The following is an 18538-nucleotide window of genomic DNA, read 5'->3' as shown; positions in this document are numbered from 1 at the left end:
GCACTACAGGTTCGGCTTTACCGGTAACGCCCCTGCCGAGCATGGCTCGGCACTACAGGTTTGGCTTTACCGGTAACGCCTCTGCCGAGCATGGCTCGGCACTACAGGTTCGGCTTTACCGGTAACGCCTCTGCCGAGCATGGCTCGGCACTACAGGTTCGGCTTTACCGGTAACGCCTCTGCCGAGCATGGCTCGGCACTAGGTTCGGCTTTACCGGTAACGCCTCTGCCGAGCATGGCTCGGCACTACAGGTCCGGCTTTAGCGGTAACGCCCCCTGCCGAGCATGGCTCGGCACTACAGGTCCGGCTTTAGCGGTAACGCCCCCTGCCGAGCATGGCTCGGCAATGCAGGTGCGGCCGTCAGCCCTGCTTGCGGACGATGGCCATGGCGATTTCCAACGACTGCTCGTAGTTCAGCCGCGGGTCGACACTGGAACGGTAGGCACGCTCCAGATCGCGCTCGGTGAGCTCGCGGGCGCCGCCAGTGCACTCGGTGACATCCTCGCCAGTCAATTCCAAGTGCACGCCGCCCAGACGCGTACCGGCCGCTGCGTGCAGGTCGAAGGACATCTCGACCTCGCTGCGGATGTTGTCAAACCGCCGGGTCTTGTAACCGTTGCTGGTGCTCTCGGTGTTGCCGTGCATGGCGTCGCAGACCCACAGCACGCGGCGGCCGTCGCGCTTGATCGCATCCAGCAGCGGCGGCAACTTGTCGGCGATCTGGTTCGCGCCCATGCGGTGGATGAAGCTCAGGCGGCCCGGCTCATCATCCGGGTTCAACACGTCGATCAAGCGCAGCAGCTGATCCGGCTGTACCGACGGCCCCACCTTGATCGCGATCGGATTACGCACGCCACGCAGGTACTCCACGTGGGCGCCATCCAGCGCCGCGGTGCGCATGCCGATCCACGGGTAATGCGTGCTCAGGTTGAACCAACCGCTCTGGCGCGGCACCTGCCGGGTCAGCGCCTGCTCGTACGGCAGCAGCAAGGCCTCATGCGAGGTGTAGAAATCCACGCGGTTGAGGTTGTGCACCTGTGAGCCCGACAAGGTCTCCATGAAGCGCACCGCATCACCGATCGAGGCGACCATCTCCTGGTACTCCTCGGCCAACGGCGAGCAGCGCATCCACGCCAGGTTCCAGTACTCGGGGTGATGCAGGTCGGCGAAGCCGCCATCGATCAGCGCACGCACGAAGTTCATCGTCAGCGCCGAGCGCGAATGCGCGGTGATCATCCGCTGCGGGTCGGGAACGCGCGCGGCCTCGGTGAAGCCAGGCGCGTTGATCACGTCACCGCGGTAGCTGGGCAAGGTCACCCCGTCGCGGGTTTCGGTATCGGCCGAGCGCGGCTTGGCGTACTGGCCGGCAAAGCGGCCAACGCGGATAACCGGCATGCGCAGGCCATGCACCATCACCAGGCTCATCTGCAGCAGCACCTTGAGCCGGTTGGAGATCGTGCCCGACTCGCAGTCGACGAAGTTCTCGGCACAGTCACCGCCCTGCAGCAGGAAACGCTTGCCTTCCTGCGCCTCGGCCAGCTGCTGCTTGAGTGCGAAGATCTCCCACGAGGTCACCAGCGGCGGCAGTTGCCGCAGCTCGCTCAACGCGGCCTCCAGCGCCTGCGGATCGGGGTACGTCGGCATCTGCAGCGCGGGCTTGCCACGCCAGCTATCCGGCGCCCAGCTGCTGGCGGTGGCGACGGATGACGGGGAGGAAGAAGCGTTCATGCAGATACCAGTTGAAGAAGTGAAAGAGTCAGATCAAACGTTTTTTGCGTGTGCGCAGGCCGGCATACAGCGCCCAGCCCGCAAGCAGTACAAACCACACCAGGCTCCACATCGGCATGCTCAGGCCGAGGAAGGTCCAGTCGATGTTGCCGCAGTCACCGGTACCGGTCAGCACGGTGCGGAACACTTCGAACGGGCCCATGGTTTCGGCGAGGAAGCTCAATGGCGGGCCACAGCTGCTGCCCAGGTCCTTCGGCAACAACTGCACGTAGACGTGGCGCCCGGCGATGCCGATGCCCACCACGGCCGCCAGGAAGGTCAGCACGCCATAGCCGGCGCGCCCTCCGCGGCTGGACGGCCCATGCAGTGCACCGAGCAGGAACAGCACCCCGACCGCAGCGAATGCGATGCGCTGGTAGATGCACAGCGGGCACGGTTCCAAGCCCATCTGGATCTGCATGTAGATCGCAAAGGCGAGCAGGCCAGCACAGGTCAAAAAGCCCAGCAGGCACTGCGCGCGGAAACTCCAACGCAAAGGGTTCATCGCAACTTTCCGGAGTGAACAATGCAACAAGAGTAACAGGCCGCCCGCGCGCGATCAGCAGTGATGGCAGCTGTAACCACATGAACAAAAAAGCCCGGCTTATGCCGGGCTTTTCCTGCATCCGTCGATGGACGGAAGCGTGCGATTACTCGCCGACTTCTTCCGCGACGGCGACCGGACGGTCAACCAGCTCAACGTAAGCCATCGGAGCGTTGTCGCCAGCGCGGAAGCCGCACTTCAGCAGGCGCAGGTAGCCGCCCGGACGGTTGGCGTAACGCGGGCCCAGGACGGTGAACAGGACGCCAACGGCTTCCTTGTCACGCAGGCGGGCGAACGCCAGACGACGGTTGGCAACCGAATCAACCTTGGCCAGGGTGATCAGCGGCTCGGCAACGCGGCGCAGTTCCTTGGCCTTCGGCAGGGTGGTCTTGATCAGCTGGTGCTTGAACAGCGACGCAGCCATGTTCTTGAACATTGCTTCGCGGTGGGCGCTGGTGCGGTTGAACTTGCGGCCCGACTTCATGTGACGCATGGGTTTATTCCTTGGTTAATGGTGAGACGTTGGACATCGTTGTCGCCATCCTGGCGTTGAAAGTGGACTGCGGATGGTCCTGGTCACCCGTCCTGGACGACCGGCATTGCGGCGTTGTTTAACCGTCAATGCGGGTACTGCTGAAACAATATTCCCCCGCATGGTCACCCATGCGGGGGAACAGGTATTGCTTATCAGCCGAGCATGCCGTGAGCGGCGACACCGGCCGGCGGCCAGTTCTCCAGCTTCATGCCAAGCGACAGACCGCGCTGGGCCAGCACTTCCTTGATCTCGGTCAGCGACTTCTTGCCGAGGTTCGGGGTCTTGAGCAGCTCGACTTCGGTCTTCTGGATCAGATCGCCGATGTAGTAGATGCTCTCAGCCTTGAGGCAGTTGGCCGAACGCACGGTCAGTTCCAGGTCGTCGATCGGGCGCAGCAGCACCGGATCCACGCCGTTGTTGGCCGGCTTGGCTGCACCGCGGTCGCGGTGGGTGAAATCACCGAACACCGACAGCTGATCGCTGAGGATGTCGGCCGCGGTGCGGACAGCTTCCTCGGCATCGATCGTGCCGTTGGTTTCGATATCAATGACCAGCTTGTCCAGGTCGGTACGCTGTTCGACGCGAGCGGCTTCCACCGCATAAGCGACGCGGCGGACCGGCGAGAACGAAGCATCCAACACCAGACGACCAATCGCACGCGATTCTTCGTCCGGACGACGACGTGCGGCAGCCGGCTGGTAGCCGAAGCCACGCTCGACCTTCAGACGCATGTTGATCGCAGTGTCCTTGGTCAGGTTGCAGATCACATGGTCGCCGTTGATCACTTCGACGTTGTGGTCAACCTTGATGTCGGCAGCGGTGACAACACCCGGACCCTGCTTGGACAGGGAAACAGTGGCGCTGTCGCCGGTGTGCATACGGATCGCCACGTCCTTCAGGTTCAGCAGGACGTCAAGCACGTCTTCCTGCAGGCCTTCCAAAGTGGTGTACTCGTGCAACACGCCGTCGATCTCGACTTCGGTAATGGCGAAGCCCGGGATGGACGACAGCAGCACGCGACGCAGGGCGTTGCCCAGCGTATGCCCGTAACCACGCTCCAAAGGCTCGATCACGACCTTGGCGCGGGTCTCGGTAAGGCGTTCGATCTGCGGACCGCGAGGACGCAGAACCTGGTTTGCGGTAACCGTCATGTTGCGGGTTCTCCTGCGAACCTCCGGTGCAACCCGGAGGTTCTCCATTGTGAATTACTTCGAATACAACTCGACGATCAGCGCTTCGTTGATATCCGCAGGCAGGTCCGCACGATCCGGCACAGCCTTGAAGACGCCGCTGAACTTCTTCGAATCGACTTCGACCCACGACGGGCTGAGGTCGTGCTGCTCGGCAACGACCAGGGCTTCCTGGACGCGCAGCTGCTTGGCAGCCTTCTCGGACAGCGCAATCGCGTCGCCGGCCTTGACCTGGTACGAAGCCAGGTTCACCGACTTGCCGTTGACCGTGACACCGCGGTGCGAGACCAGCTGACGGGCAGCCGGACGGGTCACTGCGAAGCCCATGCGGTAGACGACGTTGTCCAGACGGGTTTCCAACAACTGCAGCAGGTTCTCGCCGGTGTTGCCCTTCTTGGTCGAGGCCTTCTTGTAGTAGTTGCGGAACTGACGCTCCAGCAGACCGTAGATACGCTTGACCTTCTGCTTTTCGCGCAGCTGGGTAGCGTAGTCGGACAGCTTGCCCTTACGGGCAGTGGCGCCGTGCTGGCCGGGCTTCTGCTCCAGCTTGCACTTGGAATCCAACGCGCGGGCCGGGCTCTTCAGGGAGAGGTCGGCGCCTTCGCGGCGGGCGAGCTTACAGGTAGGACCGATATAACGAGCCATTTCTTATCGCTCCTTTAGACGCGACGCTTCTTCGGCGGACGGCACCCGTTGTGCGGGATTGGCGTCACGTCGATGATGTTGGTGATCTTGTAGCCGACGTTGTTCAACGAACGTACGGCCGACTCACGGCCCGGACCCGGACCCTTGATGCGGACTTCCAGCGACTTCAGGCCGTAATCCAGCGCAGCCTTGCCAGCCTTTTCGGCGGCAACCTGAGCGGCGAACGGAGTCGACTTACGCGAACCACGGAAGCCAGCGCCACCGGAGGTCGCCCAGGACAGTGCATTGCCCTGACGGTCGGTGATGGTCACGATGGTGTTGTTGAACGAAGCGTGGACGTGGGCAACGCCATCAGTGATGACGCGCTTGATCTTCTTCTTGGTTTTTGCAGCAGCGGGCTTAGCCATTATCTAGGTCCCTTACTTCTTCAGAGCCTTGCGCGGACCCTTACGGGTACGTGCATTGGTCTTGGTGCGCTGACCACGCAGCGGGAGACCACGACGGTGACGCAGGCCGCGATAGCAGCCCAGGTCCATCAGGCGCTTGATGGCAATGCCGATTTCGCGACGCAGATCGCCTTCAACGATGTACTTGCCTACTTCCAGGCGCAGACGATCGATTTCCGGTTCCGACAGATCGCGGATTTTGGTGGTCGAAGCAACGCCTGCAACTTCGCAGACCTTCTTCGAACGGGTACGGCCGATGCCGTAAATGCTTTGCAACCCGACCCAGACATGCTTCTGGGCTGGCAGGTTGACGCCTGCAATACGCGCCATGACGCGGTTCTCCAGCTGAGTGATGGCCGAATACGCACCATGAGGCGCGCCAATCCGGCAGGATGGATCAAAAATGTGAACTAGCGATACTAACAAGGCTTCGGTTTGCTTGGAAGCCCGTGGAACATACAGTTCCACAAGCCCGGCGTGGGGAGTGTGCCCATGCTCCGGCGCCGGATGTGCCTGGCAAGGAGAGAAGTCTCCGAGCCGCCCGCGCTACTCCCGCGCGGAACAACCACATCACACCCCCACCCGAAACCGCTGCAGGGGCCGCCCTTCTGTTTGGAAAACCGCCCCGGGAACCGGAGCGGGTTTCTCGCTATGAAGCGGAAAGTATAACCGGTGAATCAGCCGCGTGCAAAACCACCGCGGTTGCCGCCCTTCAGGTTGGCCTTCTTCAACAGGCTCTCGTACTGGTGCGACATCAGATGGGCCTGGACCTGTGCGATGAAGTCCATCACCACCACCACCACGATCAGCAGCGAGGTGCCGCCGAAGTAGAAGGAGGCGTTGAGCTGGGTACGCATGATTTCCGGCAGCAGGCAGACGATCACCAGGTACAGCGAGCCAGCAGCCGTCAGACGGGTCAGCACGGCATCGATGTAATCGGCGGTGGCCTTGCCCGGACGGATACCCGGGATCAGCGCGCCCGACTTCTTCAGGTTGTCAGCGGTTTCCTGCGAGTTGAACACCAACGCGGTGTAGAAGAACGCAAAACCGGTGATCAGCGCAGCAAACACGATCATGTGCAGCGGCTCGCCCGGACCCAGCGCGTTGGCCACCTTCTGCAGCCACGTGGCCGAGCTGGCCTGGCCGGACCACATCGCCAGCGTTGCCGGGAAGGCAAGGATGCTGGAGGCGAAGATCGCCGGGATCACGCCTGCCATGTTGAGCTTCAGCGGCAGGAACGAGGTCTGGTTCATATAGGCATTACGGCCACCCTGACGGCGGGCGTAATTGACCGTGATACGACGCTGACCGCGCTCCACGAACACCACGAAGTAGGTGAAAGCCAGCACCACCAGCACGATGATCAGCAACGAGATGAAGCTCATGTTGCCGTCACGGTAGGCTTCGACGGTGTGGATCACGGCAGCCGGCAAGCCAGCCACGATGCCTGCGAAGATGATCAGCGACACACCGTTGCCGATGCCACGCTCCGTCACCTGCTCACCTACCCACATCAGGAAGATGGTGCCTGCAGTGAGCGCGATGATCGCGGTCAACACGAAGCCCATGCCCGGGGCGTACACCACCGGTGCACCGCCCGGCGACACCTGGTTCTGCAGTGCCAGCGCGATACTGCCGCCCTGCACTACCGCCAGGAGCACCGCGCCAATGCGCGAATACTGGGTGATCTTGCGACGACCCGACTCACCTTCCTTCTGCATGGCCTTCAGGGCCGGGAAGATGTGGACCGCCAGCTGCATCACGATGGATGCCGAGATATACGGCATCACGTTCAACGCGAAGATACTGAAACGGTGCAGGGCGCCGCCCGAGAACATGTTGAACATGTCCACGATGCCGCCGCCCTGCGCCTGCATCAGCGCAAGCATGGCCTCGGGATTGACGCCCGGCACCGGCACATAACAGCCGATGCGATAGACGAGCAATGCCCCAAGTACGAACAGAAGGCGTTGGCGAAGTTCAGTGAACTTGCCCGCCCCTGCCGCGAGGTTACCGATGCCAGCTTGCGCCATGTTCCAGTTACTCCTGTACGCTGCCGCCGGCAGCTTCAATCGCGGCCTTGGCGCCGGCAGTAGCAGCAATACCCTTCAGGGTGAATGCCTTGCTCAGCTCGCCCTTGAAGACGACCTTGGCCTTCTTCGCGGTCGACGGGATCAGCTTGGCTGCACGCAGTGCGGCCAGGTCGATCTCACCAGCTTCCAGGCGGTCAAGGTGGTAGGACAGCACTTCTGCGGTGTCCTTGGCCTTGTGCGAGAAGAAGCCGATCTTCGGCAGACGACGCTGCATCGGGGTCTGGCCGCCTTCGAAGCCAGCCTTGATCTTGCCGCCGCCCTTGCGAGCGAACGAACCCTTGTGGCCGCGGCCGCAGGTCTTGCCCAGGCCGGAGCCGATGCCGCGACCGACGCGGGTACGCTCGGTACGGGCGCCCGGTGCCGGGCTCAGTTCATTGAGACGCATAGTCATGGTCGATTACTCCTCAACCTGGACGAGGTACTGAACCTTGTTGATCAGACCGCGAACCTGCGGGCTGTCTTTCAGTTCACGCACATCATTGAGCTTGTTCAGGCCCAGGGCACGCACCGACAGGCGGTGACGCGACTGGGTGCCACGCAGGCCGCGCACCAGGCGCACCTTTACAGTCTTGACGGTTTCATTAGCCATGGTTCAGATCCTCCAACTTCTTGCCGCGCTTGGCAGCAATACGAGCCGGGGACTGTGCACCGGCCAGACCCTTCAGGGTGGCGCGGACCAGGTTGATCGGGTTACGCGAACCGGTTGCCTTGGCCAGGACGTTCTTCACGCCAACGGCTTCCAGCACGGCGCGCATGGCACCGCCGGCAATGACGCCGGTACCTTCCGAAGCCGGCTGCATGAACACGCGAGCTGCGCCGTGACCATCCTTGATGGTGTGCCACAACGTGCCGTTGTTCAGATCAACGCTGACCTGGTTCTTGCGGGCCTGTTCCATCGACTTCTGGATGGCGACCGGCACTTCGCGTGCCTTGCCATAACCGAAGCCGACCTTGCCTTCGCCATCACCGACCACGGTCAGTGCGGTGAAGGTGAACTGACGGCCACCCTTGACGGTCTTGCTGACGCGGTTGACCGCGACCAGCTTCTCGATCATGCCGTCGTCGATTTTCTCTTCGCGGTTACGGTCGCGATCGCGACCCCGCTGCTGACGCTCTTCTGCCATTTCGATTCCTTGATTGATTGGGTATGTACGGCTCGGGGCCGCTTATGGTTGTGTAGTGAAGCAGTGAATCGCCAGACGCTGCAGAAGAACGAGTGGCGCCCGGTACAAACCCGTACCGGCAGGCAGGCGGAAAGGGGCCAGAGGCCCCTTTCCTGTATTGCTTAGAACTGCAGGCCGCCTTCGCGGGCAGCATCAGCAAGCGCCTTGATGCGACCGTGGTAGCGGTAGCCCGAGCGGTCGAAAGCGACCTTCTCGATACCAGCAGCCTTGGCGCGCTCGGCGATCAACTTGCCAACCTTGGTGGCAGCGTCGATGTTCTTGCCGCTCTTCAGGCCTTCCTTGACTTCGGCCTGTGCGGTGTTGGCAGCAGCCAGCACCTTGGAGCCGTCGGCGGTGAAGACCTGTGCGTACAGGTGCTGACCAGTGCGCAGCACCGACAGACGTGCAACGCCCAGGGTACGGATGTGCGAACGGGTCGACTTGGCGCGACGCAGACGGGCGATGTTCTTGTTCATGTTCTTTATCCTCGAAAGCTGAAAACCTAAGAATTAGGCCTTCTTGGCTTCCTTGCGAATGATGACTTCACCGGCGTACTTCACACCCTTGCCCTTATAGGGCTCCGGCGGACGGTAACCACGGATCTTGGCGGCGACTTCACCGACAACCTGCTTGTCCACGCCCTGCACGACGATTTCCGTCTGCGTCGGGGTCGACAGGGTGATGCCTTCCGGCGCCACGAACACGACAGGGTGGGAGAAGCCCAGCGACAGGTTCAGGTCCTTGCCCTGCATGGCAGCGCGGTAACCCACGCCGACCAGCTCAAGCTTGCGCTCGAAGCCTTCGGACACGCCCTGCACCATGTTGGCCAGGATCGCACGCACGGTGCCGGCCAGCGCGTCGAAGGAGATGTCCTTCGGGCTCAGCGTGGCAACGCCGTTGTCGAGAGTGATTTCTACGCCAGCGGTCTTGTTCAGCGACAGGGTGCCCTTCGGGCCCTTCACGCTCACAACTTCCGGCTGGATGGTCAGTTCAACGCCCTTGGGCAGGTTGATCGGCTTCTTGGCTACGCGGGACATAGTGGACTCCTTCCCTTAGGCCACGAAGCACAGGACTTCGCCGCCGACGCCCAACTGGCGCGCCTGCGCATCAGTCATGATGCCCTTGGAGGTGGAAATGATGGCGACGCCCAGGCCGTTCAGGACCTTCGGCAGTTCAGACTTGCCACGGTACTGGCGCAGGCCCGAACGCGAGAAGCGCTTCAGGGTCGCGATGACCGGCTTGCCTTCGAAATACTTCAGGACGATTTCGAGTTCGGCCTTGTTGTTTTCGATGTTGTTGACGCGCAGGTCGGCGATGTAACCCTCGTCCTTCAGGACCTGGGCAATGGCCACCTTGACCTTGGACGACGGGGCTTTTACCGTCTGCTTGCCAACCGCTGCCGCATTCTTGATGCGGACCAGCAGGTCGGCGATGGGATCAGTCATGCTCATGTAGATACCTTTGAGTGCACCGATATCCGCTTTCGCGAAAATCTCGTGTTTTCCTGGGATGGGCCAGGGCCCTTGACGCACCTGCCGCCATTTCGGGCAGGCAAGAAGCGGGATTATACGACAAAAAGCCCGACTTGCGTCGGACTTTTTGTTTTGCCTTCAGATTGACCCGAAAGCCCCGCTGGGCGGACCTTTCGGTCCGCCCAGCGGGTTGTTGCTTACCAGCTTGCCTTGCGCAGGCCCGGCACGTCACCACGCATGGTGGCTTCGCGCAGCTTGTTGCGGCCGAGGCCGAACTTGCTGTACACGCCACGCGGACGACCCGACAGTTCGCAACGGTTGCGGTGGCGGCTCGGCGACGAATCGCGCGGCAGCTTCGACAACTTGGTTGCAGCCTCGATCTTCTCTTCGTAGCTCGCGTCCACGGAGGACACGATCTTCTTCAGAGCAGCACGCTTGTCGGCGTACTTCAGAGCCAGCTTCTTCCGCTTGATGTCGCGGTTGACCATTGAGGTCTTTGCCATTTCTGTATCCTCGACGAATCAGTTACGGAACGGGAACTTGAACGCTGCGAGCAGCGCCTTCGCTTCCGCGTCGGTCTTGGCGGTGGTGGTGATGGCGATATCCATACCGCGGATCGCGTCGACGGCGTCGAAGTCGATTTCCGGGAAGATGATCTGTTCCTTCACACCCATGTTGTAGTTGCCACGACCGTCGAACGAACGACCCGACACGCCGCGGAAGTCACGCACGCGCGGCAGCGAGATGTTGATCAGGCGATCCAGGAACTCAAACATGGTGTCACGACGCAGCGTGACCTTGCAGCCGATCGGCCAACCGTCACGGATCTTGAACGAAGCCACCGAGACGCGCGACTTGGTGACCACCGGCTTCTGGCCGGTGATCTTGGTCATGTCGGCAACGGCGTTCTCAAGAACCTTCTTGTTGGTCGCAGCTTCGCCCACACCCATGTTCAGGGTGACCTTGACCAGGCGCGGCACTTCCATCGGATTGGTGTAACCGAACTGCTTGGTCAGCGCCGGTACCACTTCTTCCTTGTAAAACTTTTCGAGACGTGAATTCATCGGTCAGTCCTTAGGCGTCGAGCGCCTCACCGCTGGAGCGGAACACACGCAGTTTGCGTCCATCCTCCAGCACCTTGAAGCCAACGCGCTCGCCCTTGCCCGAAGCCGGGTTCAGCACATTCACGTTGGAGATATGGATCGACGCTTCACGCTCGACCACGCCGCCGGCAACGCCTGCCTGCGGGTTCGGCTTGGTGTGGCGCTTGACGATGTTCACGTTGGCGACGATCACACGATCGCCGTCGACGCGGACGACTTCGCCCTGCTTGCCCTTGTCCTTGCCGGTGTTGACGACGACCTGGTCGCCCTTCTTGATACGGTTAGCCATGACTATCTCCTGGCGCTCACAGAACTTCGGGAGCGAGCGAGACGATCTTCATGAACTTCTCGGAACGAAGTTCACGGGTCACCGGTCCGAAGATGCGGGTGCCGATCGGCTCTTGCTTGTTGTTGAGCAGGACCGCAGCGTTGCCGTCGAAACGGATCAGCGAGCCATCGGCGCGACGCACACCCTTGCGGGTACGCACCACGACGGCGTCATACACTTCACCCTTCTTGACTTTGCCGCGCGGGATTGCGTCCTTCACGGTGACCTTGATGATGTCGCCGATGTGGGCATAACGGCGCTTGGAACCACCAAGCACCTTGATGCACATCAGTTCCTTGGCACCGGAATTGTCCGCAGCATCAAGGTAGCTCTGCATCTGGATCATGAGTCAGATCTCCTTATTCAGCCGCACGCGTGATGACTTCCACCACGCGCCAGTTCTTGGTCTTGGACATCGGAGCAATCTCGGTCACGCGCACGACATCGCCTTCATTGCAGGCGTTGTCGGCGTCGTGTGCGTGCAGCTTGGTCGAGCGCTTGATGTACTTGCCGTACAACGGGTGCTTGACCTGGCGCTCCACCAACACGGTGACCGTCTTGTCCATCTTGTTGCTGACGACACGGCCTTCGACCGTGCGCAGCGTCTTCTTTTCAGTATTTTCGCTCATCGCAGCCATCCTTACTTCGTGCTGCCGATCAGGTGCTTGACGCGAGCAATCTCGCGACGCACCCGGCGGGTTTCGTGGGTCTTCGGCAGCTGGCCGGTGACCTGCTGCATACGGAGCGAGAACTGCTCCTTACGCAGGTCGGTCAGGTGGGCCTTGAGTTCGTCAGCCGACTTCTCGCGGAGTTGTTTGATGTCCATCAGCGCACCGTCCGGGTTACGAAAGTGGTGGTCACCGAGAGCTTGGCAGCGGCCAGGCGGAACGCCTCGCGTGCCACTTCCTCGGTCACACCCTCGACTTCATAAATCATGCGGCCCGGCTGGATCTGGGCGACCCAGTATTCCACGCCACCCTTACCAGCACCCATTCGGACTTCGATGGGCTTCTTGGTGATCGGCTTGTCGGGGAACACACGGATCCACATCTTGCCACCGCGCTTGACGTAGCGGCTGATCGAGCGGCGAGCCGCTTCGATCTGACGCGCGGTCAGCTGACCGTGGGCAGTAGCCTTCAGGCCGAACTCGCCGAAGCTGACGGCATTGGCGCTCCAGCTCAGGCCGTCATTGCGGCCCTTGAACATCTTGCGGTATTTGGTTCGCTTGGGTTGCAACATTGCCGTTACCTCGCTTCACGAGCCGGGCGCGACGGACGGTCACCGCGGTCGCCGCGATCGTTACGATCGTTGCGCGGGCTGTCGTCCTGCTTTTCCTGGCCAACCTGGGAGAAATCAAAGACTTCACCCTTGTAGATCCAGACCTTGATGCCGATGATGCCGTAGGTGGTGCTGGCTTCAGCGAAACCGTAGTCGATATCCGCACGCAGGGTGTGCAACGGCACGCGGCCTTCGCGGTACCACTCCGAACGGGCGATTTCAGCGCCGTTCAAGCGGCCGCCGACGTTGACCTTGATGCCCAGGGCACCCAGGCGCATCGCGTTGCCGACCGAGCGCTTCATTGCGCGGCGGAACATGATGCGGCGCTCCAGCTGCTGCGCGATCGACTCGGCAACCAGCTGTGCGTCCAACTCCGGCTTGCGCACTTCGGTGACGTTGATGTGCGCCGGGACGCCCATCATTTCGCTCACTTCCTTACGCAGCTTTTCGATGTCCTCACCACGCTTGCCGATCACCACGCCCGGGCGGGCGGTGTGGATCGTCACGCGAGCCGTCTTTGCCGGACGCTCGATGAGGATCTTGGAGATACCGGCCTGAGCAAGCTTCTTGCGCAGCATCTCGCGAACTTTCAGGTCGGCTGCCAGGTAACCAGCAAACTCGGCCTTGTTGGCGTACCACTTGGAGTTCCAGTCCTTGGAAATACCGAGGCGGATACCAACCGGATGAACTTTATGACCCATGGTCTTTATCCTTTCCGCTTACTTGCCGGCGCCCACAACCACAGTGATGTGGCTGGTGCGCTTGAGGATGCGGGTACCGCGGCCTTTCGCCCGCGCCATGAAACGCTTCAGGGTCGGACCTTCATCAACCATGATGGTCTTGACCTTCAGCTCGTCGACGTCAGCGCCCTGGTTGTTTTCGGCATTTGCGATAGCCGACTCCACCACCTTCTTGATCAGGTGGGCAGCCTTCTTATCCGAAAACTTCAGCAGGTTGACCGCACGCTCGGCCGGCAGACCGCGCACCTGGTCAGCGACCAGACGAGCCTTCTGCGCAGAGATGCGCGCGGAGCGCAGGATTGCTTTCGCTTCCATTGTCATCTCTCCTTACTTGCCCGACTTCTTGTCGCCACCGTGACCCTTGAAGGTCCGGGTGACGGCAAATTCGCCGAGCTTGTGGCCGACCATGTTCTCGTTGACGAGCACTGGAACGTGGTTCTTGCCGTTATGAACGGCGATGGTGACGCCTACCATTTCCGGCAGGATCATCGAACGGCGCGACCAGGTTTTGATCGGCTTCTTGCTGCCCGCAGCGGCCTCCACCTTCTTGACGAGGTGGTGATCGACGAACGGGCCCTTCTTGAGTGAACGTGCCATGGTCGATTAGCCCCTACGATCGCGGACGATGAACTGCTGAGTGCGCTTGTTATGGCGCGTCTTGTAACCCTTGGTCGGAACGCCCCACGGGGTGACCGGATGCGGATTACCCTGGCCGGCCTTGGCTTCACCACCACCGTGCGGGTGATCAACCGGGTTCATGGCCGCACCGCGGACGGTCGGCTTGACACCGCGCCAGCGCTTGGCACCAGCCTTGCCCAGCTTTTCCAGGTTGTGCTCGTCGTTACCGACTTCACCGATGGTGGCGCGGCATTCGACCGGCACCTTACGCATTTCACCCGAGCGCAGGCGCAGGGTGGCGTAGATGCCTTCACGAGCGACCAGCTGCACGCCTGCACCAGCAGCACGAGCGATCTGAGCGCCCTTGCCCGGCTTCAGCTCGATCCCGTGGACGGTGGTACCGACCGGGATGTTGCGCAGCGGCAGGGTGTTGCCGGTCTTGATCGGGGCGTGAGCGCCCGAGATGACCTGGTCACCAGCCTTCAGGCCCTTCGGGGCGATGATGTAGCGACGCTCGCCGTCGACGTAGCACAGCAGGGCGATATGGGCAGTGCGGTTCGGATCGTATTCGATACGTTCCACGCGTGCCGGAATGCCTTCCTTGTTGCGCTTGAAGTCGATCAGACGGTAGTGCTGCTTGTGACCACCACCCACGTGACGGGTGGTGATGCGGCCGTGATGGTTACGACCGCCGGACTTGCTCTGCGGCTCCAGCAACGCAGCATGCGGCGCGCCTTTGTGCAGATCAGGAGTGACCACGCGCACGGCCGAACGACGGCCGGGAGAAGTGGGTTTGAATTTCATCAATGGCATGGGATGTACCTCAGGCCTTGGCCGTTACATCGATGGACTGGCCATCGGCGAGACGCACATACGCCTTGCGCCAATCGCCGCGGCGGCCTGCACGGTTACGGAAGGACTTGTTCTTGCCCTTCACGTTCAGCACGTTGACCGACTCGACCTTGACGTCGAACAGCTGCTCAACCGCGGCCTTTACATCGGCCTTGGTGGCTTCGTTCGAAACTTCGAAGACGTATTGGTTGGAGATTTCCTGCAGGCGCGCGGTCTTTTCAGAGACTCGCGGTGCACGCAGCACGCTGAAGATTTTTTCGTTGGCGCTCATGCCAGCCACTCCTCGACCTTCTTGACCGCGTCAGCGGTGATGACGACCGTGTCGGCACCGACCAGCGAAACCGGGTCCAGGCCCTGCACGTCACGCACCTGCACATACGGCAGGTTGCGAGCGGACAGGTACAGGTGCTCGGAAGCTTCTTCGGTGACGATCAGCGGACGCTTGCCCACTTCCAGGCCAGCCAGCTTGGTGGTCAGGGCCTTGGTGCTGGTCGCTTCGACATCGAACGACTCAACGATGGTCAGGCGACCCTGGCGGTTCAGCTCGGACAGGATGGCGCACATGGCGGCGCGATACTGCTTGCGATTGACCTTCTGTTCGAAGCTACGCGGCTTGGCCGCGAAGGTGACACCACCGCCGACGAAGATCGGAGCGGTCAGGGCACCGTGACGAGCGCCACCACCCTTCTGCTTCTTCGACTTCTTGGTGGTACCAGCCACTTCAGAACGCGTCTTCTGTGCCTTGGTGCCCGAACGTGCGGCGTTGCGGTAAGCAACGACGACCTGGTGAACCAGATCTTCGCTGAAATCGCGACCGAACACGGCTTCGGAGACCGAGACCTTGTTGTTGCTACCCGTGATAACGAGTTCCATCGTCATCTCTCCTTATGCCTTGCTAGCCGGACGCACGATCACGTCACCACCGGCTGCGCCAGGCACGGCGCCGCGGATGGCAATCAGACCACGCTCGACATCGACCTTGACCACTTCCAGGTTCTGCGTGCTCTGCTGCACCGAACCCATGTGGCCGGACATCTTCTTGCCCGGGAAAACGCGACCCGGGGTCTGGCGCTGGCCCAAGGAACCCGGCGCGCGATGCGACAGCGAGTTACCGTGGGTTGCATCGCCCATACGGAAGTTGTAGCGCTTGATGGTGCCCTGGAAGCCCTTACCCTTGGTGACGCCCTGGACGTCAACCGTCTGGCCGACTTCAAAGATGTCTGCCTTGATTTCGCCACCGACGGCGAAATCGCCGATCTGTGCGTCTTCAACGCGGAATTCCCACAGGCCACGACCGGCTTCGACCTTCGCCTTGGCGAAGTGACCGGCTTCCGGCTTGTTGACCAGCGCAGCGCGACGAGCGCCGACGGTCACCTGCACGGCGCTGTAGCCGTCGGTTTCGACGGTCTTGATCTGCGCGATGCGGTTCGGGGTTGCTTCAATCAGGGTCACCGGGATGGACTGGCCATCTTCGGTGAAAACGCGGCTCATGCCAGCCTTGCGGCCCACGAAGCCCAACGAATATTTCTTCGTCATGGTCGTAGTCCTCAGGTCAGCTTGATCTGAACGTCGACGCCGGCAGCCAGTTCGAGCTTCATCAGCGCGTCCACGGTCTTGTCGTTGGGGTCGACGATATCGAGCACGCGCTTGTGCGTGCGGGTCTCGTACTGGTCACGCGCGTCCTTGTCGACGTGCGGGGAGACGAGGATGGTGTAACGCTCGATCTTGGTGGGCAGGGGGATCGGGCCACGCACTTGCGCGCCGGTCCGCTTTGCCGTTTCAACGATCTCGCTGGCCGAACGGTCGATCAAACGATGATCAAACGCCTTCAACCGAATTCGGATCTTTTGGTCCGCCATGACGGTATTCCTATGGGTCTAAAGAGCGACAGGTCCGGCCCCTGAGTGTGCCGAACCCCATGAAAACGACGTTTAGCGCCGAAGCACTGCCCGTCGCGCGAATCCTTTCATAACAGCAGGGCGGCCCGGTTTCCCGGCCCGCCCCAGACATGTTCAAACGCACAAAAAACACCCCGTTGAACGGAGTGCCTCCCATGCGACCTGTCCTTGTCTGGCGAATACGAGGTGCGTCCTGCCCCTCTTTTCGCTGGTTGCGGAATTCCCGTAAACGGGCACTTCCGCGAGTGGTCGTGCATTCTGTCAGTATTCTTTTCCTATTGCAACTCACCCCTCTGCCGAGGTATGGGGTGCTTCAGGAAACAGCAGGATTTGCCGGGTTTCCCGCGTATAAGCGCGTTCCGCCCCTGGCAACCACACAGCCGATGTGCGCGGATACGGATGCCCCGGCTAACTGCGGGATGAATGGCCAGAGGCAGGTGCGACGGTGAGAAGGTGGGGCAACAGGCGTAACGGTACTGCGTCGATCGCCCTACCCCACCCAAGCCCGGCACTTGTGCCGACCGGAGTCAGGCAAACCCTGGACAGGTTCGGATGTGAATACGTCAGCCCAGCCACTTCCGCTGGGGGCAGCATTATCCACGCGGGCGAAGCGGAAGTACAAATCCATCCGGACTGCAGTCTCAGCCTATTCAGATCATCCGGACTTTCCGCGAAAAGCTACCCTCACCCCAACCCCTCTCCCGTAAACGGGAGAGGGGCTCGCAATGCGTCGGCCGCGAGTGCACTGCGAGCGCACGCAATCCTGCCCCCTCTCCCGCCGGGAGAGGGGTTGGGGTGAGGGGAAGCCTTTGACTTTAGCTTTTGGCCCTTGACTCCCAGCCTCTGGCTTCCTCAGCCAATTGAAGCCGTGAGCCGCCAAAGCTCATGACACTTGAAGCTTTTGGCGCCAAAACCTCCCAGCCCCTCAAGCGCCAGGCTCTTCAAACCACAAGCGTCAAACACTCACGCCACACGAAACCCCGGCCCACCCCACCCCGCCCACCTGACAAACAAAAAAAAGGGCGACCCGGAGGCCGCCCTTCTTTCAACACATTGCTTCGCGAGGAAGCGCAGCGTTATCAGGCAACGATCTTTGCGACCACGCCGGCGCCGACGGTACGGCCACCTTCGCGGATTGCGAAGCGCAGACCTTCGTCCATTGCCACCGGGTTGATCAGGGTGACAACCATCTTCACGTTGTCGCCCGGCATCACCATCTCGACGCCTTCCGGCAGCTCAACCGCACCGGTGATGTCGGTGGTACGGAAGTAGAACTGCGGACGGTAGCCCTTGAAGAACGGGGTGTGACGGCCGCCCTCGTCCTTCGACAGGACGTACACTTCGGCTTCGAACTGGGTGTGCGGCTTGATCGAACCCGGCTTGGCCAGAACCTGGCCACGCTCGACGTCGTCACGCTTGGTGCCGCGCAGCAGCAGACCGGCGTTGTCACCTGCCTGACCCTGGTCCAGCAGCTTGCGGAACATTTCCACGCCGGTGACGGTGGTCTTCTGGACCGGACGGATACCGACGATCTCGATTTCTTCGCCGACCTTGATCACGCCGCGCTCGATACGACCGGTCACCACGGTGCCGCGGCCCGAGATCGAGAACACGTCTTCCACCGGCATCAGGAACGGCTTGTCGACGTCACGCTCCGGGGTCGGGATCCAGCTGTCCAGTGCATCGACCAGCTTCAGGATGGCCGGCACGCCGATGTCGCTCTGGTCGCCTTCCAGCGCCATACGAGCCGAACCGTGCACGATCGGGGTATCGTCGCCCGGGAAGTCGTACTTGCTCAGCAGCTCGCGGACTTCCATTTCGACCAGTTCCAGCAGCTCGGCATCGTCAACCATGTCGGCCTTGTT

30 protein-coding genes are annotated in these 18538 nt (G+C 61.5%); all 30 read right to left on the bottom strand.

Annotated features, from left to right (window positions below; all coding sequences use genetic code 11):
- Nucleotides 1-361: 361 nt before the first annotated feature.
- Nucleotides 362-1729, bottom strand: coding sequence for a class II 3-deoxy-7-phosphoheptulonate synthase (locus tag AC13FW_RS20370; protein ID WP_296253585.1), 1368 nt, complete (start codon nucleotides 1727-1729; stop codon nucleotides 362-364).
- A gap of 28 nt (nucleotides 1730-1757) precedes the next feature.
- Nucleotides 1758-2273, bottom strand: a complete 516-nt coding sequence (locus AC13FW_RS20365; protein WP_481509904.1) for a disulfide bond formation protein B — start codon at nucleotides 2271-2273, stop codon at nucleotides 1758-1760.
- A 145-nt stretch (nucleotides 2274-2418) separates the two neighbouring features.
- Nucleotides 2419-2805, bottom strand: a complete 387-nt coding sequence (gene rplQ, locus AC13FW_RS20360; protein WP_282270242.1) for a 50S ribosomal protein L17 — start codon at nucleotides 2803-2805, stop codon at nucleotides 2419-2421.
- Nucleotides 2806-2999: 194 nt separating this feature from the next.
- Nucleotides 3000-3998 carry a DNA-directed RNA polymerase subunit alpha gene (locus AC13FW_RS20355; RefSeq protein ID WP_062169013.1) on the bottom strand — a complete coding sequence of 333 codons (999 nt, stop codon included), beginning with the start codon at nucleotides 3996-3998 and terminating at the stop codon, nucleotides 3000-3002.
- A gap of 54 nt (nucleotides 3999-4052) precedes the next feature.
- Entirely contained in the window at nucleotides 4053-4682 is a 630-nt protein-coding gene (gene rpsD / locus AC13FW_RS20350) for a 30S ribosomal protein S4 (protein ID WP_057633112.1), read from the bottom strand.
- Between the two features lie 14 nt (nucleotides 4683-4696).
- Nucleotides 4697-5089 (bottom strand): 30S ribosomal protein S11, encoded by a 393-nt coding sequence (gene rpsK / locus AC13FW_RS20345; RefSeq protein ID WP_057629606.1) that lies wholly within the window; start codon nucleotides 5087-5089, stop codon nucleotides 4697-4699.
- Nucleotides 5090-5101: 12 nt separating this feature from the next.
- The gene (gene rpsM / locus AC13FW_RS20340; protein ID WP_057629605.1) at nucleotides 5102-5458 is read right to left on the bottom strand and encodes a 30S ribosomal protein S13; all 357 of its coding nucleotides are present in this window, start codon (nucleotides 5456-5458) and stop codon (nucleotides 5102-5104) included.
- 347 nt (nucleotides 5459-5805) lie between these two features.
- Complete coding sequence (secY, locus tag AC13FW_RS20335; RefSeq protein WP_282270254.1) at nucleotides 5806-7161, bottom strand: preprotein translocase subunit SecY; 1356 nt, start codon at nucleotides 7159-7161, stop codon at nucleotides 5806-5808.
- Between the two features lie 7 nt (nucleotides 7162-7168).
- The gene (gene rplO, locus AC13FW_RS20330; protein ID WP_057629603.1) at nucleotides 7169-7612 is read right to left on the bottom strand and encodes a 50S ribosomal protein L15; all 444 of its coding nucleotides are present in this window, start codon (nucleotides 7610-7612) and stop codon (nucleotides 7169-7171) included.
- 6 nt (nucleotides 7613-7618) lie between these two features.
- Nucleotides 7619-7810: a 50S ribosomal protein L30 gene (gene rpmD, locus AC13FW_RS20325; protein WP_062169020.1), complete on the bottom strand. Its 192-nt coding sequence runs from the start codon at nucleotides 7808-7810 to the stop codon at nucleotides 7619-7621.
- Entirely contained in the window at nucleotides 7803-8345 is a 543-nt protein-coding gene (gene rpsE, locus AC13FW_RS20320) for a 30S ribosomal protein S5 (protein ID WP_282270259.1), read from the bottom strand. The genes rpmD and rpsE overlap by 8 nt, the downstream gene beginning before the upstream one ends.
- A gap of 161 nt (nucleotides 8346-8506) precedes the next feature.
- The gene (gene rplR, locus AC13FW_RS20315; RefSeq protein ID WP_062169024.1) at nucleotides 8507-8860 is read right to left on the bottom strand and encodes a 50S ribosomal protein L18; all 354 of its coding nucleotides are present in this window, start codon (nucleotides 8858-8860) and stop codon (nucleotides 8507-8509) included.
- A 33-nt stretch (nucleotides 8861-8893) separates the two neighbouring features.
- A complete protein-coding gene (rplF, locus tag AC13FW_RS20310) occupies nucleotides 8894-9421 on the bottom strand; it encodes a 50S ribosomal protein L6 (RefSeq protein WP_282270262.1) in 528 nt (175 codons plus the stop codon).
- A gap of 15 nt (nucleotides 9422-9436) precedes the next feature.
- Nucleotides 9437-9835 (bottom strand): 30S ribosomal protein S8, encoded by a 399-nt coding sequence (rpsH, locus tag AC13FW_RS20305; RefSeq protein ID WP_296253885.1) that lies wholly within the window; start codon nucleotides 9833-9835, stop codon nucleotides 9437-9439.
- A 218-nt stretch (nucleotides 9836-10053) separates the two neighbouring features.
- Nucleotides 10054-10359, bottom strand: coding sequence for a 30S ribosomal protein S14 (gene rpsN, locus AC13FW_RS20300; RefSeq protein ID WP_282270266.1), 306 nt, complete (start codon nucleotides 10357-10359; stop codon nucleotides 10054-10056).
- 18 nt (nucleotides 10360-10377) lie between these two features.
- The gene (gene rplE, locus AC13FW_RS20295; RefSeq protein WP_062169033.1) at nucleotides 10378-10920 is read right to left on the bottom strand and encodes a 50S ribosomal protein L5; all 543 of its coding nucleotides are present in this window, start codon (nucleotides 10918-10920) and stop codon (nucleotides 10378-10380) included.
- A 10-nt stretch (nucleotides 10921-10930) separates the two neighbouring features.
- Entirely contained in the window at nucleotides 10931-11248 is a 318-nt protein-coding gene (gene rplX, locus AC13FW_RS20290; RefSeq protein WP_017355416.1) for a 50S ribosomal protein L24, read from the bottom strand.
- 16 nt (nucleotides 11249-11264) lie between these two features.
- Nucleotides 11265-11633, bottom strand: coding sequence for a 50S ribosomal protein L14 (rplN, locus tag AC13FW_RS20285; protein ID WP_019186153.1), 369 nt, complete (start codon nucleotides 11631-11633; stop codon nucleotides 11265-11267).
- 13 nt (nucleotides 11634-11646) lie between these two features.
- Nucleotides 11647-11916 (bottom strand): 30S ribosomal protein S17, encoded by a 270-nt coding sequence (gene rpsQ / locus AC13FW_RS20280; RefSeq protein ID WP_303749032.1) that lies wholly within the window; start codon nucleotides 11914-11916, stop codon nucleotides 11647-11649.
- Between the two features lie 11 nt (nucleotides 11917-11927).
- Nucleotides 11928-12113, bottom strand: a complete 186-nt coding sequence (rpmC, locus tag AC13FW_RS20275) for a 50S ribosomal protein L29 (RefSeq protein WP_054657204.1) — start codon at nucleotides 12111-12113, stop codon at nucleotides 11928-11930.
- Nucleotides 12113-12526 carry a 50S ribosomal protein L16 gene (rplP, locus tag AC13FW_RS20270; protein ID WP_282270271.1) on the bottom strand — a complete coding sequence of 138 codons (414 nt, stop codon included), beginning with the start codon at nucleotides 12524-12526 and terminating at the stop codon, nucleotides 12113-12115. The genes rpmC and rplP overlap by 1 nt, the downstream gene beginning before the upstream one ends.
- A gap of 5 nt (nucleotides 12527-12531) precedes the next feature.
- Nucleotides 12532-13266, bottom strand: coding sequence for a 30S ribosomal protein S3 (rpsC, locus tag AC13FW_RS20265; RefSeq protein ID WP_057629592.1), 735 nt, complete (start codon nucleotides 13264-13266; stop codon nucleotides 12532-12534).
- Between the two features lie 18 nt (nucleotides 13267-13284).
- Nucleotides 13285-13620, bottom strand: a complete 336-nt coding sequence (rplV, locus tag AC13FW_RS20260; protein WP_054657198.1) for a 50S ribosomal protein L22 — start codon at nucleotides 13618-13620, stop codon at nucleotides 13285-13287.
- Nucleotides 13621-13632: 12 nt separating this feature from the next.
- Complete coding sequence (gene rpsS / locus AC13FW_RS20255; RefSeq protein ID WP_057629591.1) at nucleotides 13633-13902, bottom strand: 30S ribosomal protein S19; 270 nt, start codon at nucleotides 13900-13902, stop codon at nucleotides 13633-13635.
- A gap of 6 nt (nucleotides 13903-13908) precedes the next feature.
- The gene (rplB, locus tag AC13FW_RS20250) at nucleotides 13909-14736 is read right to left on the bottom strand and encodes a 50S ribosomal protein L2 (RefSeq protein ID WP_057629590.1); all 828 of its coding nucleotides are present in this window, start codon (nucleotides 14734-14736) and stop codon (nucleotides 13909-13911) included.
- 10 nt (nucleotides 14737-14746) lie between these two features.
- Nucleotides 14747-15046 carry a 50S ribosomal protein L23 gene (gene rplW / locus AC13FW_RS20245; RefSeq protein ID WP_057629589.1) on the bottom strand — a complete coding sequence of 100 codons (300 nt, stop codon included), beginning with the start codon at nucleotides 15044-15046 and terminating at the stop codon, nucleotides 14747-14749.
- Nucleotides 15043-15648: a 50S ribosomal protein L4 gene (rplD, locus tag AC13FW_RS20240; RefSeq protein WP_282270283.1), complete on the bottom strand. Its 606-nt coding sequence runs from the start codon at nucleotides 15646-15648 to the stop codon at nucleotides 15043-15045. The genes rplW and rplD overlap by 4 nt, the downstream gene beginning before the upstream one ends.
- A 12-nt stretch (nucleotides 15649-15660) precedes the next feature.
- Nucleotides 15661-16311 (bottom strand): 50S ribosomal protein L3, encoded by a 651-nt coding sequence (rplC, locus tag AC13FW_RS20235; RefSeq protein WP_282270285.1) that lies wholly within the window; start codon nucleotides 16309-16311, stop codon nucleotides 15661-15663.
- A gap of 11 nt (nucleotides 16312-16322) precedes the next feature.
- Nucleotides 16323-16634 carry a 30S ribosomal protein S10 gene (gene rpsJ / locus AC13FW_RS20230; RefSeq protein WP_010341589.1) on the bottom strand — a complete coding sequence of 104 codons (312 nt, stop codon included), beginning with the start codon at nucleotides 16632-16634 and terminating at the stop codon, nucleotides 16323-16325.
- A gap of 1118 nt (nucleotides 16635-17752) precedes the next feature.
- Nucleotides 17753-18538: elongation factor Tu (locus tag AC13FW_RS20225; RefSeq protein WP_482990263.1), on the bottom strand; the 786-nt coding region annotated here is incomplete at its 5' end.

It is taken from the genome of Stenotrophomonas sp. 21LCFQ19 (assembly GCF_056861425.1).
Note: the sequence above shows the minus strand (reverse complement) of the source record. Positions and strands in the feature narration are given on the sequence as shown.

Bases quoted from the DNA above. Each gene is read 5' to 3' on its own strand.
- AC13FW_RS20370 (WP_296253585.1), bottom strand. From the start codon at position 1,729: ATGAACGCTTCTTCCTCCCCGTCATCCGTCGCCACCGCCAGCAGCTGG.
- AC13FW_RS20365 (WP_481509904.1), bottom strand. From the start codon at position 2,273: ATGAACCCTTTGCGTTGGAGTTTCCGCGCGCAGTGCCTGCTGGGCTTT.
- rplQ (WP_282270242.1), bottom strand. From the start codon at position 2,805: ATGCGTCACATGAAGTCGGGCCGCAAGTTCAACCGCACCAGCGCCCAC.
- AC13FW_RS20355 (WP_062169013.1), bottom strand. From the start codon at position 3,998: ATGACGGTTACCGCAAACCAGGTTCTGCGTCCTCGCGGTCCGCAGATC.
- rpsD (WP_057633112.1), bottom strand. From the start codon at position 4,682: ATGGCTCGTTATATCGGTCCTACCTGTAAGCTCGCCCGCCGCGAAGGC.
- rpsK (WP_057629606.1), bottom strand. From the start codon at position 5,089: ATGGCTAAGCCCGCTGCTGCAAAAACCAAGAAGAAGATCAAGCGCGTC.
- rpsM (WP_057629605.1), bottom strand. From the start codon at position 5,458: ATGGCGCGTATTGCAGGCGTCAACCTGCCAGCCCAGAAGCATGTCTGG.
- secY (WP_282270254.1), bottom strand. From the start codon at position 7,161: ATGGCGCAAGCTGGCATCGGTAACCTCGCGGCAGGGGCGGGCAAGTTC.
- rplO (WP_057629603.1), bottom strand. From the start codon at position 7,612: ATGACTATGCGTCTCAATGAACTGAGCCCGGCACCGGGCGCCCGTACC.
- rpmD (WP_062169020.1), bottom strand. From the start codon at position 7,810: ATGGCTAATGAAACCGTCAAGACTGTAAAGGTGCGCCTGGTGCGCGGC.
- rpsE (WP_282270259.1), bottom strand. From the start codon at position 8,345: ATGGCAGAAGAGCGTCAGCAGCGGGGTCGCGATCGCGACCGTAACCGC.
- rplR (WP_062169024.1), bottom strand. From the start codon at position 8,860: ATGAACAAGAACATCGCCCGTCTGCGTCGCGCCAAGTCGACCCGTTCG.
- rplF (WP_282270262.1), bottom strand. From the start codon at position 9,421: ATGTCCCGCGTAGCCAAGAAGCCGATCAACCTGCCCAAGGGCGTTGAA.
- rpsH (WP_296253885.1), bottom strand. From the start codon at position 9,835: ATGAGCATGACTGATCCCATCGCCGACCTGCTGGTCCGCATCAAGAAT.
- rpsN (WP_282270266.1), bottom strand. From the start codon at position 10,359: ATGGCAAAGACCTCAATGGTCAACCGCGACATCAAGCGGAAGAAGCTG.
- rplE (WP_062169033.1), bottom strand. From the start codon at position 10,920: ATGAATTCACGTCTCGAAAAGTTTTACAAGGAAGAAGTGGTACCGGCG.
- rplX (WP_017355416.1), bottom strand. From the start codon at position 11,248: ATGGCTAACCGTATCAAGAAGGGCGACCAGGTCGTCGTCAACACCGGC.
- rplN (WP_019186153.1), bottom strand. From the start codon at position 11,633: ATGATCCAGATGCAGAGCTACCTTGATGCTGCGGACAATTCCGGTGCC.
- rpsQ (WP_303749032.1), bottom strand. From the start codon at position 11,916: ATGAGCGAAAATACTGAAAAGAAGACGCTGCGCACGGTCGAAGGCCGT.
- rpmC (WP_054657204.1), bottom strand. From the start codon at position 12,113: ATGGACATCAAACAACTCCGCGAGAAGTCGGCTGACGAACTCAAGGCC.
- rplP (WP_282270271.1), bottom strand. From the start codon at position 12,526: ATGTTGCAACCCAAGCGAACCAAATACCGCAAGATGTTCAAGGGCCGC.
- rpsC (WP_057629592.1), bottom strand. From the start codon at position 13,266: ATGGGTCATAAAGTTCATCCGGTTGGTATCCGCCTCGGTATTTCCAAG.
- rplV (WP_054657198.1), bottom strand. From the start codon at position 13,620: ATGGAAGCGAAAGCAATCCTGCGCTCCGCGCGCATCTCTGCGCAGAAG.
- rpsS (WP_057629591.1), bottom strand. From the start codon at position 13,902: ATGGCACGTTCACTCAAGAAGGGCCCGTTCGTCGATCACCACCTCGTC.
- rplB (WP_057629590.1), bottom strand. From the start codon at position 14,736: ATGCCATTGATGAAATTCAAACCCACTTCTCCCGGCCGTCGTTCGGCC.
- rplW (WP_057629589.1), bottom strand. From the start codon at position 15,046: ATGAGCGCCAACGAAAAAATCTTCAGCGTGCTGCGTGCACCGCGAGTC.
- rplD (WP_282270283.1), bottom strand. From the start codon at position 15,648: ATGGAACTCGTTATCACGGGTAGCAACAACAAGGTCTCGGTCTCCGAA.
- rplC (WP_282270285.1), bottom strand. From the start codon at position 16,311: ATGACGAAGAAATATTCGTTGGGCTTCGTGGGCCGCAAGGCTGGCATG.
- rpsJ (WP_010341589.1), bottom strand. From the start codon at position 16,634: ATGGCGGACCAAAAGATCCGAATTCGGTTGAAGGCGTTTGATCATCGT.